Consider the following 13595-nt stretch of genomic DNA (forward strand, 5'->3'; position numbering starts at 1 on the left):
CGGCGAAGTTTATGGAATACCCGCAGGAAACGCAATGATAGTAATTCTCAGTCAGTGTGTGCCGCGAGCTGGGGCCGGGCACGCGCGGGCGTTACGTAGCTGAAACGGCGGCGGTATTCCTCCATGGTGCAGCCGACATTCCGTTTGAACAGGCGCCGGAACGAGCTGGCATCTTCGTAGCCGACATCCCAGATAATCTGGGCGGTCTGGCGCCGGGTCGATTCCAGGCCATGTTTGGCGGCTTCAATCCGCAGGTGTTGCAGGTAATTCAATGGTGTTTCGCCCGTGGCATCCTTGAACCGGCGCTTGAACGTTCTCGGCCCCAGTCTGGCCCGTTCGGCCAGGTCGTCGATGGCGATTGGGTCGGCGTAGTGCTGCTCCAGCCAACTCTGGATGTCTCCAATTACCTCGTCTTGGTGGGCCCTGCTGCTATAAAAGTTCATGTAGGGCGTCTGCTCGGCCCGGCGTGCGTCCAGGATCAGTAATTTGCTGCAGGCCACTGCGAGCGCGGGGGAACCCAGCCTCTCGACCAGGTAGAGGCACAGGTCAATGAACGAGGTTGCGCCACCGGCACAGATGATCTGGCCGTTATCGATCAGCAATTGCTCCGCTTCCAGCCTGATGCCCGGGTAGCGCCGGCGAAAGGCCGGAGCCGCGCGCCAGTGGGTTGTGGCGACGTGTTGTTCCAGCAACCCGGCCTCGGCAAGCACGAAACTGCCAGTGCAGACGCTGGCGACAATCGCTCCCCGGTCCACGGCCGAGCGCAACCAGGGATGAAGTGGGCGGGACTGGTCGAGCGCCGCACTGATGTGACGGTCACCGATCACGGCCTCCATCGCCGACCCAACGATGATGACATCGGGCTGGAAATCCTCCCAGCGCACCGTTGGTGCAATCGGAATCCTGCTGAAGGAGTGGACCGGCTCATTATCGATGGTCACGATCTGGCAATCGAACAACGGCTCGTTCCGGGCTGTGCCCCGGTCGCAGTAGTTGGCGGTGGCGAAAAAGTCCATGACACCGACAATGCCACTGCCGTGGCAGAAGGGCAGGGCGACAATGGCGATCTTGTTCATGGTGGGGTGTCCTTTTTCGCATCTACAGTGTCAAATATGACACTCACGGGCCGGTCTGGCAAGTCGTAATCTGAAACGGTCAATCAGGTTGGCCACCCGGCCAACAGCGAAGGAGGGATTGTCATGACTGCCCAATTCACAACCAACACAGACGCCGCAAAACGGCTTCCCGAGGCTCCACTGGCTCATCGCAACGGACGGGTGGCTGCCGTGGGAACGGCCCTGCAATGGCTGCATCGGGTCGCTCCCCGCACAGCCGGGAATATTGTCGAGAACCTGTTCTTTTCGCCCCAGCGGCTGCCACTGCCAATTCGCTATGAATACCTGCTCGACGAGGCGAGCAGTTACACGCAGCTCCAGTACGGTGCCCACACCATCCCGGTATTCAGCTGGGGGCATGGTCCGGTGGTCATGATGGTGCACGGCTGGTCCGGCGGCGGCATCCAGTTCGGAGCGTTTGTAAAGCCTCTGGTCAAGGCCGGTTTTCGGGTTGTGGTGTTTGATGCGCCCGCCCATGGCCGGGCCCAGGGGAGCCAGACCAACCTATACGAGATGGCGGATGTGGTGTTCAAGGTCGCCGCCAGCGTGGGACCGGTCGAGGCCATCATTGCCCATTCCATTGGTTCGCTTGCGGCCGCGCGGGCCGTGGTGGATGGGGTTCGGGCCAAGCATCTGATCATGCTGGCTCCGCCGCGGGATCTGGCTTCCGTGGTTGCCGGCTTCGGGGCCACACTCGGGCTTTCAGAAGCTCTGGTTTCCGAGCAGCGCCGGCGGATGGAGCAGCGATTCGGCCCGGATGTCTGGCGCCAGTTTTCGTTCGATGATCTGGCACCGGAGCTGGCCCCCCGGGGGCTGGTGGTGATCGATCGCGATGATCAATCTGTTCCGGCCAGTCACAGTGATCGGGTCCACCTGAAATGGCCCGGCTCGGAAAAATTGCAGACAGAAGGCCTGGGGCATTACAAATTGCTGTGGCACCCGAGTGTGGTGGAAAGGATATACCAGCGGCTCGCGACCGCGGGCTAGAACCAGAGCCCGATCTCAGGATCGGGCTCTCTTCGTTCAATCGCCAGGCCGCGTGCTTCCAATAACTGCACCAGGGTCTCGGTGTCCTCAATGTTCAGGAAGGTGCCGAGCGTCACACTGATGTCCCGGTGGATCAATTCCAGTTTGGGTGGCGTGAAGGGATGTGGCGGAGCACTCAGGCGCAGACGCGCATAGCGCCTGGGCAAGGTCCATTCCGCCAGTTTCCGCGTCCGTCCTTTCTCCAGATGGATGTCGGCGTCATTGACGGTCAGAACTTCCCGGCGCTGGCAGGCCCGTGAGGTGAGGTAGAAACCCGCCGCTAGGGCAGCCAGTTCCAGTCCGGCGAAAGGAATGATGACCCAGGCGCCAGCGACCGCCATGCCAGCGGCAATCACTGCAGAAACAGTCAGCAGGCCCAGCCAGATCCTGACATTGCCACGCCAGCTCAGGGAGTGATTGGGGGTCAGCAGAAGCCGGAAGCCCTCCGGATGCGTGAGATGCTCCACCATAGTCCGATGCCTTTCGAGTCAGGCCTTTTCGGTATACGACGTGTTGCAGCGCTCCGATGATGGGGTAGCCTGAAAGATTGGTAATTCAAACAGGATTCAAACCACGACATACTGAGCGCCCTTAATTGATGATAGTCAAAACTGTCTGGTGACGAACCTGTGGCACGACAATCCCTGATCAGAAAATCCCTGAACGCACTGGCGTGGACGTTGGTGGGTGCCCTGGTGCTGGTGTTCGCCGTGATCACCCTGTTCCGGTTCGTGGATCCGCCGACCTCAAGCTTCATGCTGGGCTATCGGGTGTCGGCTCCGGGGCAGTCATTGCATCAGGAGTGGGTCGATTTGGAGGCGATTTCTCCCTGGATGCCGCTGGCCGTTGTGGCCAGTGAAGATCAGCGTTTTCCTCATCATTGGGGCGTGGATTTTAATGCCATCCGCAAGGCCCTGGCGGAATACAACGCGGGTGAAGGCCTGCGAGGTGCCAGCACCATCACTCAACAGACGGCGAAGAACCTGTTTCTGTGGAACGGTCGCAGTTTTGTGCGTAAGGCGCTGGAGGCCGGGCTGGCGTTGGGCATTGACGCACTCTGGCCGAAGAAGCGCATTCTCGAGGTGTACCTGAACATCGCGGAGTTTGGCCCTGGCATTTATGGCGTGGAGGCCGCGAGCCGTCTTTACTTCGGTGTTCCGGCCAGCCGGCTCTCCCAGGTTCAGGCGGCCAGGCTGGCGGCGGTGCTGCCAAATCCGAAAGTGTTGAGTGCGGTGAGCCCCTCGGCCTACGTCTGGGATCGGGTCTACTGGATCCGGGACCAGATGGGCCAGTTGTCGGGCCTGAATTACCTGCGTGGCGTGCTGCAGTAGCGCCGTTCCGGCCGGCCCACACTGCCGTAACTGACTTCCGCCGTGCCGATTTAAAGGCAGTGCGCCCGGCATTGTGAGAGACTGGCATCAGAGACTGGGGAGGAGATAGGGCTTTGAAGGTAATGGTAGTGGGGGCAACCGGACTTACCGGCGCCAAAGTCGTTGAGGGGTTGCTGGCGCGCCCTGAAGTCGAGGCGGTGGTCACCCTGGTACGGCGAAAGACCGACAGGGTTCACCCCAAACTGACGGAACACGAGGTCAATTTTGACAACCTGGAGGCGTCGTCCGGGTTGTTCAGCGTCGATGCCATCGTCTGCTGTCTTGGCACCACCATCAAGAAAGCCGGATCCCGGGAACAGTTTCGAAAGGTGGATTACGGCTATTGCCTGAAAACCGCGGAACTGGGCCGGGCGGCCGGTGCTGGCGGGTTTATCCTGATGTCCGCCATTGCGGCCTCGTCCGATTCAACCATCTTCTACAATCGGGTGAAGGGGGAGCTGGAAGACGCTGTGCGCGGGCTGGGTTACCCCTACCTGTCGATCTATCATCCGAGCCTGTTGCTGGGCGACAGGCAAGAACAACGCACCACAGAGGCGCTGGGGATCAGAGTGATGCCCCTGGTAAACCGGGCGCTCATAGGCCCGTTGGAGAAATTCCGGGGCGTGCCGGCGGCCACCGTGGCCCGGGCCATGGTCAACGAGGTGTGTGCGTTGCCCCCCGAGCGAATGGCCGGGCAGGGCACGCAGACCCGTGAGTACCCGGACATCGTCGCACTGGCGCACTGAGCCGGAGTTACTCTCCGGCCAGAATCCAGGCGGCGGCCTTTTCCGCAATCATCAGGGTAGGTGAGTTGGTGTTGCCGCTGGTAATCGTCGGCATGACACCTGCGTCGACTACTCGCAGGCCGCTCACGCCCCGGACCTTCAGGCGGGGATCGACCACGGCCATGTCGTCATCGGGCCGGCCCATGCGTGTGGTGCCTACCGGGTGGAAGATGGTGGTGCCGATGTCACCCGCCAGCTTGGTCAGTTCGTCGTCGGTCTGATATTGCAGGCCGGGTTTGAACTCCTCTGGCTGGTACTGGGCAAAGGCTTCCTGCTCGGCAATGCGGCGGGTCACCCTGAGGGAATCCGCTGCCACCTTCCGGTCCTCGGGCGTGCTCAGGTAATTGGGCGCAATTGCGGGCGCCTGTTTCGGATCCCGGCTGCGAATGCGCACGGTGCCGCGGCTGGTCGGATTGAGGTTGCACACGCTGGCGGTGATCGCCGGGAAGTTGTGCAGGGGTTGCCCGAAGGCATCCAGGCTCAATGGCTGGACGTGGTACTCGATGTTGGCGTGCTCGAATTCCTCGGAGCTGCGGGTAAACAGGCACAACTGCGAGGGCGCCATGCTCATGGGGCCAGACCGGGTCAACAGGTATTCCAGGCCGATGCGGGCCTTGCCCACCAGCGAATTTGCCATGGTGTTCAGGGTGGTGGCGCCGTGGACTTTGTAGATCGAACGAATCTGCAGGTGGTCCTGCAGGTTCTCGCCCACACCAGGCAAGTCGGCCACCACCGGTATGTCGTGCGCTTTCAACAGGTCAGCCGGCCCGATGCCTGATAGCTGCAGCAGTTGGGGCGAACCAATGGCGCCGGCGGACAGAATGACCTCCCGGCTTGCCTGGGCTGCGATCTCGCCTTCACCGGGCCGCTCAACCCGGACCCCGGTGCAGTGGGGTTCAGCGCCACCGGTCGTCTCCAGGCCGAGCACGTGGGTGGAGTGCCACAGGGTCAGGTTGGGGCGCTTCTCGGCTTCCCTGAGGAAGGCCTTGGAGGTGTTCCAGCGCCAACCCGAACGCTGGTTGACCTCGAAATAATCAACGCCCTCGTTATCACCCCGGTTGAAGTCCCGGGTTCGGGGGATGCCGGCCTGAACGCAGGCTTCGGCAAAGTCCTCGAGGACTTTCCATTTCAGACGCTGGTGCTCAATGCGCCATTCCCCGCCGTGGCCGTGGTATTTGCGATGATCCGGGTCGGCGTCACCACCGTCGTCGAGGCGATAGTGATCCTCGTGCCGCATGAAATCCGGCAGGCAGTTGTCCCAGGTCCAGGCGTCTTCGCCGGTGAGTTCAGCCCATTGATCGTAATCCCGGGCCTGGCCGCGGATGTAAAGCATGCCGTTGATGCTGGAGCAACCTCCGAGGGTTTTGCCCCGGGGGTAGATCAGCGTGCGGCCATTGAGTCCTGGCGTCGGATCGGTGCGGAAACACCAGTCGGTGCGCGGATTGTCGATGCAGTAGAGGTAACCCACCGGAATGTGAATCCAGTGGTAGTTATCCCGGCCACCCGCTTCGATCAAGAGAACCCGGTTGTTGGGGTCTGCGCTCAGACGGTTGGCCAGCAGGCAGCCGGCGGAGCCGGCACCCACCACGATGTAGTCGAACTCAAGCTGTCCCTGTGCGTTCTTGTTGTCGGACATGGCTTTCTCCGAATCCTGTCTTAACGGTAGAGGCCACGGCGTTACTTGGCCGTGGGCATCACAAATTCAGCGCCGGCATCAATGGAGTCGGACCAGCGCTGCATGATGGATTTCTGCCGGGTGTAGAAGCGCACCCCTTCCTCGCCGTAGGCGTGGGTGTCGCCAAACATCGAGCGCTTCCAGCCACCGAACCCGTGCCAGGCCATGGGTACCGGGATGGGCACGTTGATGCCGACCATGCCAATCTGGATGCGGCGTCCGAACTCACGGGCAACACTGCCACTTTCGGTGAAACAGCTGACGCCGTTGCCGAACTCGTGGTCGTTGATCAACCGGATTGCGGTGGCCACATCCGGCACCCGGACACAGGCCAGAACCGGTCCGAAGATCTCTTCCTTGTAGATGGTCATCTCCGGCGTGACATGGTCGAACAGGCTGCCGCCCATCCAGAACCCCTCATCGCATCCTTCGCCGGTGCTGGCGCTGTTGAATTCGCGGCCATCGACAACCAGTTCGGCGCCTTCTGTCACACCTTTCTCAATGTAGCCGGTAATGCGCTGGTGCGCTGCGGCGCTGACGATCGGTCCCATCTCGGCATCCAGTTCCATGCCGTTCTTGACCTTCAGGTCGCGCGCCCGCTCGGCCAGACGCGGCATGATCTTGTCGGCGACATCGCCAACCAGTACTGCCACGCTGATCGCCATGCAGCGCTCGCCGGCGCTGCCATAGGCGGCCCCGATCAGGGCATCGACGGCCTTGTCCAGGTCGGCATCGGGCATTACCACCATGTGATTCTTGGCGCCGCCAAGTGCCTGGATGCGCTTTCCGTGACGGGCGCCGTTCTCATAGATCAGGTTGGCAATGGGCGTGGACCCGACGAAACTCAGCGCCATCACGTCCGGATGCTCGATCAGGGCCTCCACGGCCGCCTTGTCACCCTGTATCACGTTGAACACGCCATCGGGCAGGCCCGCCTGCTTGAGCAGATCCGCAAGCATCAGGGACGCGCTCGGGTCGATCGGGCTGGGCTTGAGGATGAAGGTGTTGCCCGCGGCAATCGCCAACGGGAACATCCACATGGGCACCATTGCCGGGAAATTGAACGGGGTAATGCCGGCAACTACACCCAGCGGCTGACGGGTCGTCCAGTTGTCGATACCGGTGCTGACCTGTTCGGTGTAGTCGCCTTTCAGCAGCTGCGGGATGCCACATGCAAACTCGACAATGTCGATGCCGCGGGCGACTTCACCCTGGGCATCGGTAAAGACCTTGCCGTGTTCGCGGGTGATGGCCTCGGCAAGTTCGTCTTTGTGGGCATTGAGCAGGGCCAGGAACCGGAACATCACGCGGGCGCGGCGAATTGGCGGCGTGTCGGCCCAGCTGGGGAAGGCGGCGCTGGCCGCAGCTACCGCCTGAGCAACATCGTCCCGGTTTGCCAGAGCAACCTGACCGGTCACCGAGCCGGTGGCGGGATTGAACACGTCCTGGCTTTGGCCCGACGTACCCTCTGACATTTGTCCATTGATATAATGCTGGATCGTTGAGTTGCTCATGGTTTTCGTGTTCCTGCTCCGGTCCGTTTTTTCATCTTCCTCGTCAGAACCCGCTAATTCGGGTTTTAATCGGGATTGATGAAGAATTAAACAGTTAACTTAGTGTCGGCAGGTCCGTGAAGCAATTGAGATTTTCAAAATCATGATATAAGAAAAGCTTATATCGTTTCGGTGTGGGAGTCAGTGATGCAACATCTGCAGGGGTTGCGGGCATTTGTCACGGTGGCGCGGGAAGGCAGTGTCTCGCGGGCGGCCGAACGCCTCCATCTCACCCAGCCCGCCGTCAGCCTCAAACTCAAGCAGTTGCAGGATGATCTGGAGCTGAAATTGTTTCGGCGTAAACCCCAGGGGTTGGTTTTGACCGCCGATGGCCAGAGCCTGCTGCCGGTGGCTGAAAAGGCGCTGGCCGGACTCGCGGCCTTTGAACAAAGTGCCCGCGCGCTTCACAGCACCGTGAGGGGACGACTGAAAATCGGGACCATCGTGGATCCTGAGTTCATTCGACTGGGGGCGTTCCTGCACCGGCTGGTGGACCGGGCGCCTCAACTGGAAACCGAATTGCACCAGGGAATGAGTGGCAGCGTGCTTGAGCAGGTTCGTAGTGGCACGCTGGACGTCGGCTATTTTCTGGCGCCACCCGGAACCGGGCCCGCCTTGTCCGAGCTGGCGCACCGGGAACTGGCGCTGTTCGACTATCACGTGATAGCGCCGGCGGGATGGGCAACCCGGGTGGCAGACACCCGGTGGCAACATCTGGCCAGCCTGCCGTGGATCGTGACCCCGCCGGATTCTGTGCATAACCGCCTGCTGGCCAATGTCATGGAGCCCCTTGGGTTGGTGCCGCACGGTGTCGCCCAGGTTGATCAGGAGGCGTGCATGCTGGATCTGGTTCGCGCGGGGGTCGGGCTGAGCCTGGCTCGGGATGCCCTTGCCATGGCCGAACGCCAGGAACGCGGACTGGTGGTGGTCGGCGGTGTCCGTTTGCCCTGTGCACTGAGCTTTATCTGGCGCAAGGACCGATCGGATGAACCGGTGATTGCCGAAGCACTGGAGGCCCTGGCTGGCGTATGGTTGCTCGGGACGTTCGGCTCAGAGGGCCTAACCCAGGGTCGCATCAAGGAACATCATGATCACGAAGCCCGCGAGTAGCGAAAAGGTGGCCAGGGTCTTGTAGGAGTTCCGATGGGTTTCGGGGATGATCTCGTTGCTGATGATGAACAGCATGGCACCGGCCGCAAAGCCCAGGGTCCAGGGCATGATCGGTTCGGCCAGCCACACCAGTGTAGCGCCGAAGATACCGCCGACCGGTTCGGCCAGTCCGGTAAGCAGGGCAATGCCGAATGCCCGCAGCCGGGAGTAGTTGATCGCCAGCAGTGAGAAGGCGACCGCCAACCCCTCCGGAATGTTCTGGATCCCGATGCCGGTTGCCAGAACGTAGCCGTTGCGCACATCGCCTCCGGCAAAACCGACCCCCACGGCCATGCCTTCGGGGAAGTTGTGCAGGGTGATGGCAATGATGAACAGCCAGATCCGACGGATGTGCGCCGGGTGAGGGCCTTCGAGCCCCAGATTGAAGTGTTCGTGGGGCAGCTTCTGATGGATATAGAACAACGCCCCGGCGCCGGACAGGACGCCAAGGATCACGAACAGGGCCGCGGCCCAGGTTGTTCCGATCAGGTCCTCGCCATACTCCAGTCCCGGAAGCAGCAACGAGAAGAACGAGGCGGCCAGCATCACGCCGGCCGCACCGGCCAGCATGCTGTCCTGAAGCCGGTCGGTCAGGGTCCGGAGAAAGAACACGGCCAGCGCGCCGAGGCCGCTGGCCAGGCCGGCCAGAAGACTCGCCAGCGTGCCCAGCCAGACAATGCTGATGTCCGTGCTCATTCATTCTCCCGGGTCTGATGTCCGATTCAGGCGGCCTGTTTACGGCGCCACTCCAGTTCGTTCCGGAGGGTGGCCTTGGGCTGCAGCATGGCAAAGTCCAGATCGTCGATCTCTTTGCCATCTTTGAGCCTCTGGACAAAGTCGGGATTGGCCAGGGCTTTTTTGCCGACGGCCAGGAGTGCATCCGGATACTGCGCAGCGAGGTCCGGGTGGCTGGTTTCGTCAATGCCGCCATTGATGATCAGCGCCACGCCCCCTGCGTCACGGACTACATCGGCAAGGGATTTCTCACCCTCGACGAAGGCGGCGCGGCGCACGTCTCCGTCTGTAGTGTGGATGAAATCTGCACCAGCGTCCCGCGCGGCCTCGACAATCTGGCGGAAGCCGGATTCGCCCTCCGGAAGCTGGTAGTCCGGATCGGTCACGGTACCCTGGGACAGTCGAATGCCGAGTGTGAACTCGTTGCCCACGGCATCCCGCACGGCTTTGATGGTCTCGACCACGATCCGCAGACGATTCTCGAGCGAACCGCCGTACTCATCATCACGGTGGTTGAAGTGGGTGCTCAGGAACTGATTCAGCAGGTAACCGTTGGCACCGTGGAGCTCAATGCCGTCGAACCCGGCGGCCTTGGCGTTCTCTGCCGATTGGACAAAGCCACGAATCGCAGCCTTGATGTCGGCCTGGGTCATAACGGCGGGCGTCTGCCATTCGGTCTGATCACCGTAAAAGCTGAGCGGTTCACCTTTGGGCAAGACCGCGCTCGGCGCCTTGGGCTGATCGGTGTAGTGGCTGGCCTGGAACTGTGCGCCAGCGTGCATGAGCTGAACGAAAATCTTGCTGCCCGCGGCGTGGACCCGGTCGACGATGGCTTTCCAGCCGTCGCGCTGGGCGTCGTTGATGATACCCGGCTGGTTCGCATAGCCCTGGCTGGCGTCATCGTCGGTGTAGGTGCCCTCGGTGATCAGCAGGCCAAAGCCGCCTCTGGCGTAGGCCTCATAGTGGTCGGCCATCAGCTCGTTCGGGGTGCCGTCCGGCTCGGCGCTGGTCCGCGTCATGGGTGCCAGTGCGAATCGGTTGGCCAGTGTCAGGTTGGTAAAGCGGGTACTCTGCATCACGTCGCTCATGTCGTTCCTCCCATTCTTGATTGAATGTTCAAGTACGCATGGTCGGTGCTGGCAGTTCAGGTTGAAAGTGGATTCTTCCGATGAATCCGGTCAGAAATTTTGAACCGGCCTGAAATCGCCATTCGGTTAGCGGTCGGTGTGGCCCAGCGAACGATCCGGATCGATTTCATCCCGGACCAGTTGCTTGAGTTTGGTGATTTCCGGAAACCCCTGCTGCTCTTTACGGGACCAGATGCGCCGGCCATTTACCCAAACCTCGAAAATGCCACCGGTACCCGGGTGCAGGGTGAGTTCGTTCAATTCGCCTTCGAAGGTGGTGAGCAGTTCCTGCGCCATCCAGGCTGAACGCAGGAGCCAGCGACAGCCTGTGCAATAGTGAATGTCGACGCGGTTGGTCATGGTGTCAGGCCTCCGTTGCGAAAGTCGTGTGGTTCAGGTGCTGCCGTATCCGCAGGAACAATTGGTCCTGGAACTGCTCCGCCAGCGGGTAAAGGTGACCTGCACCCGGCAGCAGGGTCAGTTCTGCGTGGGGCAGATTGTCAGCGAGGTGGCGCGCGTAGTCCACCGGTATGAAAGGATCCTGTTCGCCCTGGTAAACCAGAACCGGGGTGGCAATGTCGGCGAGCTGGAAGCCCCAGTCCTCCAGTTCGGTCATCAGATCGGTGGCAATTGCCCTGCCTCCGCTGGCAAGGCACATCAGCTGGTCGCGCCGAAAGGACTCGCCCTTGAGAAAGAAACGAAGCAGATTCCGGTCCTCTTCACTGACCAGTTGTTCGGCTTCACGCAGGTACAGGCCAGGATGTCGCCGTGACAGCCAGGCGACCAGTCTTACCACCAGCCGGGTCAGCCCGGGGCTGTGTCGGGCCAGCCTGGGCCCGGGCCAGCGGGTCGCTTCGATCAGGTTCTGCGCACCCGGGTATTCGGAAAAATTGGTGTAGCCGGACAGGCAGACGCCGAGATCGACCCGGTGGCCGAGTCCATAGCAACAGGCCAGGGTGCGCGAGCCGCCGCTGGACCAACCCAGATGGCTGAAGCGGTCCAGGGCAAGGTGGTCTGCCAGCTGGCGGATGTCTTCCGGATAATGGAGTAGCGTTCGCCCGGGTTGATAGTCTGACGCGCCAATGCCCGGCCGGTCTGGTGTGAGTAACCTGAAGCGGTGACGCCGCGCCCGTTCGTGCAGGAACCGACCCTCCAGTCGACAACCGGGCATGCCGTGGCCGAAGATCAGCGGATAGCCGGCCGGATCGCCCAGGTCGGTATAGGCCAGGCGCCGGCCATCGCACAATTGCAGGCTCTGGTCGCCTTTGATCGGGGTCGGTCGGTGTAACGGGGACTTTGCCACCAAGCGCGGGCTTCCTGTCTCGGGAGGGTTTAATCCGTTTCGTAGGTCGGATAGGTCGACCGTGAGAGCGTTGGCTCGCAACCAATCACGCCCCGGGCCTGCTTATGGGCGTGAAGGTACCAGCGTTGACCGGCCTTGGTAAAAGTCTGGTCGGTGACGGTGAACTCCACGGTTTCCATCGTCTGCGGAATCGGCGAGCCGTCGGCGTGTCGGTAAACGCAGCTGGTGGCGAGGGTCAGGGGTGTGGCGACCGGCAACTCTATAAACCCGTCGTCGCGGACCTGCGGTGGGTTACCGTCCACAGCGGCGACTTTGAGACACGGCCCGTAGTGATTCTTATCGAGGTCTTCCAGATATTCGCTCAGGCAGTGCTGGGCACTCAGGAACACGACATTGCGGGCGGCACCCTCCTGCTTGTCAGGAAGGGACTGGCACCCGGCGAGCGTGAGGATGGATGTCAGAACGGCGAAGAGGCGATTCATGGCTGCTCCTGGCTTCTGGTCCTTGCGCGTTCCCTGGGTAAAACGGCTGCCGGGCATTGCCTGGCGGTCATTTTCGGCAGCGAGCAATCAGACAACTACCACGATTATAGATGGGATTGCCCGGCTCGTTGCCCAATGGCTTCGGGTACGGATGCTACCAAAGCCCCATTTGCTCGCCAGCAGGTCTTCGAAACAGATCGTTCCTGAGTGGCTCGGCTTCGTGCAGGTTCAGCCCCAGCTGCCTTGCCTTCTTTGAAAAACGCTGGCGAATCAGGTCCGAATAGGGGCCGGTGCCGGTCATCCTGCGCCCGAATGTGGCATCGTAGCTCTTGCCGCCCCGCAAATCCCGGATCCGGTTCATGACATGCTCGGCCCGCTGAGGAAAATGCCGCTGCAGCCAGTCCGTGAAGAGCTCGTCCAGTTCCAGGGGCAGGCGCAACATGATCCAGCTGGCGCGGGTCGCACCCGCCGATGCAGCTGCGGTCAGGATCGCCTCGATTTCCTGATCGTTCACAAAGGGGATGACGGGCCCGATAATGATGCCGGTTGGAATACCCGCTCCGGCTAGCTGTTCGATCATTTTAAGCCGTGTTGCCGGTGCCGCGGTTCGCGGTTCCATGCGGCGTTTCAGGTCGTTGCTGAGGGTGGTCAGGCTGATGCGAACCGAACACAGTCCCTGATCTGCGAGCTCAGACAGTAAGTCGAGGTCCCTGAGGATCAGCGCACCCTTGGTGATGATGGATACCGGGTGACGGTATTCGAGCAATACCTCGAGCAGTTCGCGGGTAATTCGCCGTTTGCGTTCAAGTGGCTGATAGGCATCCGTGTTTACCCCGAGCGCGATGGGTGAGACGCGATAGCCGGGCTTGTCCAGTTCCTCCCGGAGTTTTCGGGCGGCATTGGGCTTGGCGATCAGGCGGGTTTCGAAATCCAGTCCTGGCGACATGTCCCAGTAGGCATGGGTCGGGCGGGCAAAACAGTAGATGCAGGCGTGTTCGCAGCCACGGTAGGGGTTGATGGACTGATCGAAGGGAACGTCCGGCGAAGTGTTGCGGCTGATGATCGACCGGACCGTTTCGTTGACAACCTCGGTGGCGAGGGAGTCCGGGTTCAGGTCGTCCTCTGGCGCGTGGTGCCAGCCATCATCCACGTCACGGTCGGTAACGATGGTCTGGAAGCGGTTGTGTGGATTGAGGCCGGTCGCGCGAGTTTTCATGGGATACCAATACTGTTTAAATGTACAGTAATTGGCATGCTACCCCTGCTGCCCGGTGG

Annotated in this window: 14 protein-coding genes; 4 read left to right on the forward strand and 10 right to left on the reverse strand. The window is 61.3% G+C overall.

The window, feature by feature from the left end:
* Positions 1–47 precede the first annotated feature (47 nt).
* Positions 48–1076, reverse strand: coding sequence for a GlxA family transcriptional regulator (locus QQF73_RS05210; protein ID WP_219866514.1), 1029 nt, complete (start codon positions 1074–1076; stop codon positions 48–50).
* A gap of 123 nt (positions 1077–1199) precedes the next feature.
* Between QQF73_RS05210 and QQF73_RS05215 the strand changes: the two genes are divergently transcribed.
* Positions 1200–2102 (forward strand): alpha/beta fold hydrolase, encoded by a 903-nt coding sequence (locus tag QQF73_RS05215; RefSeq protein WP_285367477.1) that lies wholly within the window; start codon positions 1200–1202, stop codon positions 2100–2102.
* Here QQF73_RS05215 and QQF73_RS05220 read toward each other — a convergent pair.
* Positions 2099–2611: a DUF2244 domain-containing protein gene (locus tag QQF73_RS05220; protein ID WP_285367478.1), complete on the reverse strand. Its 513-nt coding sequence runs from the start codon at positions 2609–2611 to the stop codon at positions 2099–2101. The two genes, QQF73_RS05215 and QQF73_RS05220, sit on opposite strands and share 4 nt — an antisense overlap.
* A gap of 159 nt (positions 2612–2770) precedes the next feature.
* Here QQF73_RS05220 and mtgA point away from each other — a divergent pair, with 159 nt between their 5' ends.
* Together mtgA and QQF73_RS05230 are read left to right on the forward strand one after the other, a co-directional pair.
* The gene (mtgA, locus tag QQF73_RS05225) at positions 2771–3472 is read left to right on the forward strand and encodes a monofunctional biosynthetic peptidoglycan transglycosylase (protein ID WP_285367479.1); all 702 of its coding nucleotides are present in this window, start codon (positions 2771–2773) and stop codon (positions 3470–3472) included.
* Between the two features lie 122 nt (positions 3473–3594).
* Positions 3595–4257, forward strand: a complete 663-nt coding sequence (locus tag QQF73_RS05230) for an NAD-dependent epimerase/dehydratase family protein (RefSeq protein WP_228743425.1) — start codon at positions 3595–3597, stop codon at positions 4255–4257.
* A gap of 7 nt (positions 4258–4264) precedes the next feature.
* Here the strand turns inward: QQF73_RS05230 and QQF73_RS05235 are convergent, their stop codons facing one another.
* Together QQF73_RS05235 and QQF73_RS05240 are read right to left on the reverse strand one after the other, a co-directional pair.
* Complete coding sequence (locus QQF73_RS05235; protein WP_219866509.1) at positions 4265–5932, reverse strand: GMC family oxidoreductase; 1668 nt, start codon at positions 5930–5932, stop codon at positions 4265–4267.
* 41 nt (positions 5933–5973) lie between these two features.
* A complete protein-coding gene (locus tag QQF73_RS05240; RefSeq protein ID WP_285367481.1) occupies positions 5974–7485 on the reverse strand; it encodes a CoA-acylating methylmalonate-semialdehyde dehydrogenase in 1512 nt (503 codons plus the stop codon).
* Between the two features lie 186 nt (positions 7486–7671).
* On the opposite strand from QQF73_RS05240, the gene QQF73_RS05245 reads away from it, so the two are divergent.
* On the forward strand, positions 7672–8634 hold the full coding sequence (locus QQF73_RS05245; RefSeq protein ID WP_219866507.1) for a LysR family transcriptional regulator: 963 nt from the start codon (positions 7672–7674) through the stop codon (positions 8632–8634).
* Here the strand turns inward: QQF73_RS05245 and QQF73_RS05250 are convergent.
* The 6 genes from QQF73_RS05250 to QQF73_RS05275 form a co-directional block, all read right to left on the reverse strand.
* The gene (locus QQF73_RS05250) at positions 8584–9369 is read right to left on the reverse strand and encodes a ZIP family metal transporter (protein ID WP_219866506.1); all 786 of its coding nucleotides are present in this window, start codon (positions 9367–9369) and stop codon (positions 8584–8586) included. The two genes, QQF73_RS05245 and QQF73_RS05250, sit on opposite strands and share 51 nt — an antisense overlap.
* 26 nt (positions 9370–9395) lie before the next feature.
* The gene (locus tag QQF73_RS05255; protein WP_285367483.1) at positions 9396–10496 is read right to left on the reverse strand and encodes an NADH:flavin oxidoreductase; all 1101 of its coding nucleotides are present in this window, start codon (positions 10494–10496) and stop codon (positions 9396–9398) included.
* 126 nt (positions 10497–10622) lie between these two features.
* Positions 10623–10895, reverse strand: a complete 273-nt coding sequence (locus tag QQF73_RS05260; RefSeq protein ID WP_218635167.1) for an Rdx family protein — start codon at positions 10893–10895, stop codon at positions 10623–10625.
* A 4-nt stretch (positions 10896–10899) separates the two neighbouring features.
* The gene (locus QQF73_RS05265; RefSeq protein ID WP_285367484.1) at positions 10900–11838 is read right to left on the reverse strand and encodes an alpha/beta fold hydrolase; all 939 of its coding nucleotides are present in this window, start codon (positions 11836–11838) and stop codon (positions 10900–10902) included.
* 29 nt (positions 11839–11867) lie between these two features.
* Positions 11868–12320 (reverse strand): hypothetical protein, encoded by a 453-nt coding sequence (locus QQF73_RS05270; protein ID WP_219866504.1) that lies wholly within the window; start codon positions 12318–12320, stop codon positions 11868–11870.
* Between the two features lie 154 nt (positions 12321–12474).
* Entirely contained in the window at positions 12475–13536 is a 1062-nt protein-coding gene (locus tag QQF73_RS05275) for a PA0069 family radical SAM protein (RefSeq protein WP_285367485.1), read from the reverse strand.
* Positions 13537–13595: the final 59 nt, after the last annotated feature.

Origin of the sequence: Marinobacter albus (genome assembly GCF_030238305.1) — a bacterium.
Classification (GTDB): Bacteria; Pseudomonadota; Gammaproteobacteria; order Pseudomonadales; family Oleiphilaceae; genus Marinobacter; species Marinobacter albus.

What these genes read in the sequence shown, in the direction of transcription:
- QQF73_RS05210 (WP_219866514.1), bottom strand. Translation starts at nt 1,076, where the DNA reads ATGAACAAGATCGCCATTGTCGCCCTGCCCTTCTGCCACGGCAGTGGC.
- QQF73_RS05215 (WP_285367477.1), top strand. Translation starts at nt 1,200, where the DNA reads ATGACTGCCCAATTCACAACCAACACAGACGCCGCAAAACGGCTTCCC.
- QQF73_RS05220 (WP_285367478.1), bottom strand. Translation starts at nt 2,611, where the DNA reads ATGGTGGAGCATCTCACGCATCCGGAGGGCTTCCGGCTTCTGCTGACC.
- QQF73_RS05230 (WP_228743425.1), top strand. Translation starts at nt 3,595, where the DNA reads ATGGTAGTGGGGGCAACCGGACTTACCGGCGCCAAAGTCGTTGAGGGG.
- QQF73_RS05235 (WP_219866509.1), bottom strand. Translation starts at nt 5,932, where the DNA reads ATGTCCGACAACAAGAACGCACAGGGACAGCTTGAGTTCGACTACATC.
- QQF73_RS05240 (WP_285367481.1), bottom strand. Translation starts at nt 7,485, where the DNA reads ATGAGCAACTCAACGATCCAGCATTATATCAATGGACAAATGTCAGAG.
- QQF73_RS05245 (WP_219866507.1), top strand. Translation starts at nt 7,672, where the DNA reads ATGCAACATCTGCAGGGGTTGCGGGCATTTGTCACGGTGGCGCGGGAA.
- QQF73_RS05250 (WP_219866506.1), bottom strand. Translation starts at nt 9,369, where the DNA reads ATGAGCACGGACATCAGCATTGTCTGGCTGGGCACGCTGGCGAGTCTT.
- QQF73_RS05255 (WP_285367483.1), bottom strand. Translation starts at nt 10,496, where the DNA reads ATGAGCGACGTGATGCAGAGTACCCGCTTTACCAACCTGACACTGGCC.
- QQF73_RS05260 (WP_218635167.1), bottom strand. Translation starts at nt 10,895, where the DNA reads ATGACCAACCGCGTCGACATTCACTATTGCACAGGCTGTCGCTGGCTC.
- QQF73_RS05270 (WP_219866504.1), bottom strand. Translation starts at nt 12,320, where the DNA reads ATGAATCGCCTCTTCGCCGTTCTGACATCCATCCTCACGCTCGCCGGG.
- QQF73_RS05275 (WP_285367485.1), bottom strand. Translation starts at nt 13,536, where the DNA reads ATGAAAACTCGCGCGACCGGCCTCAATCCACACAACCGCTTCCAGACC.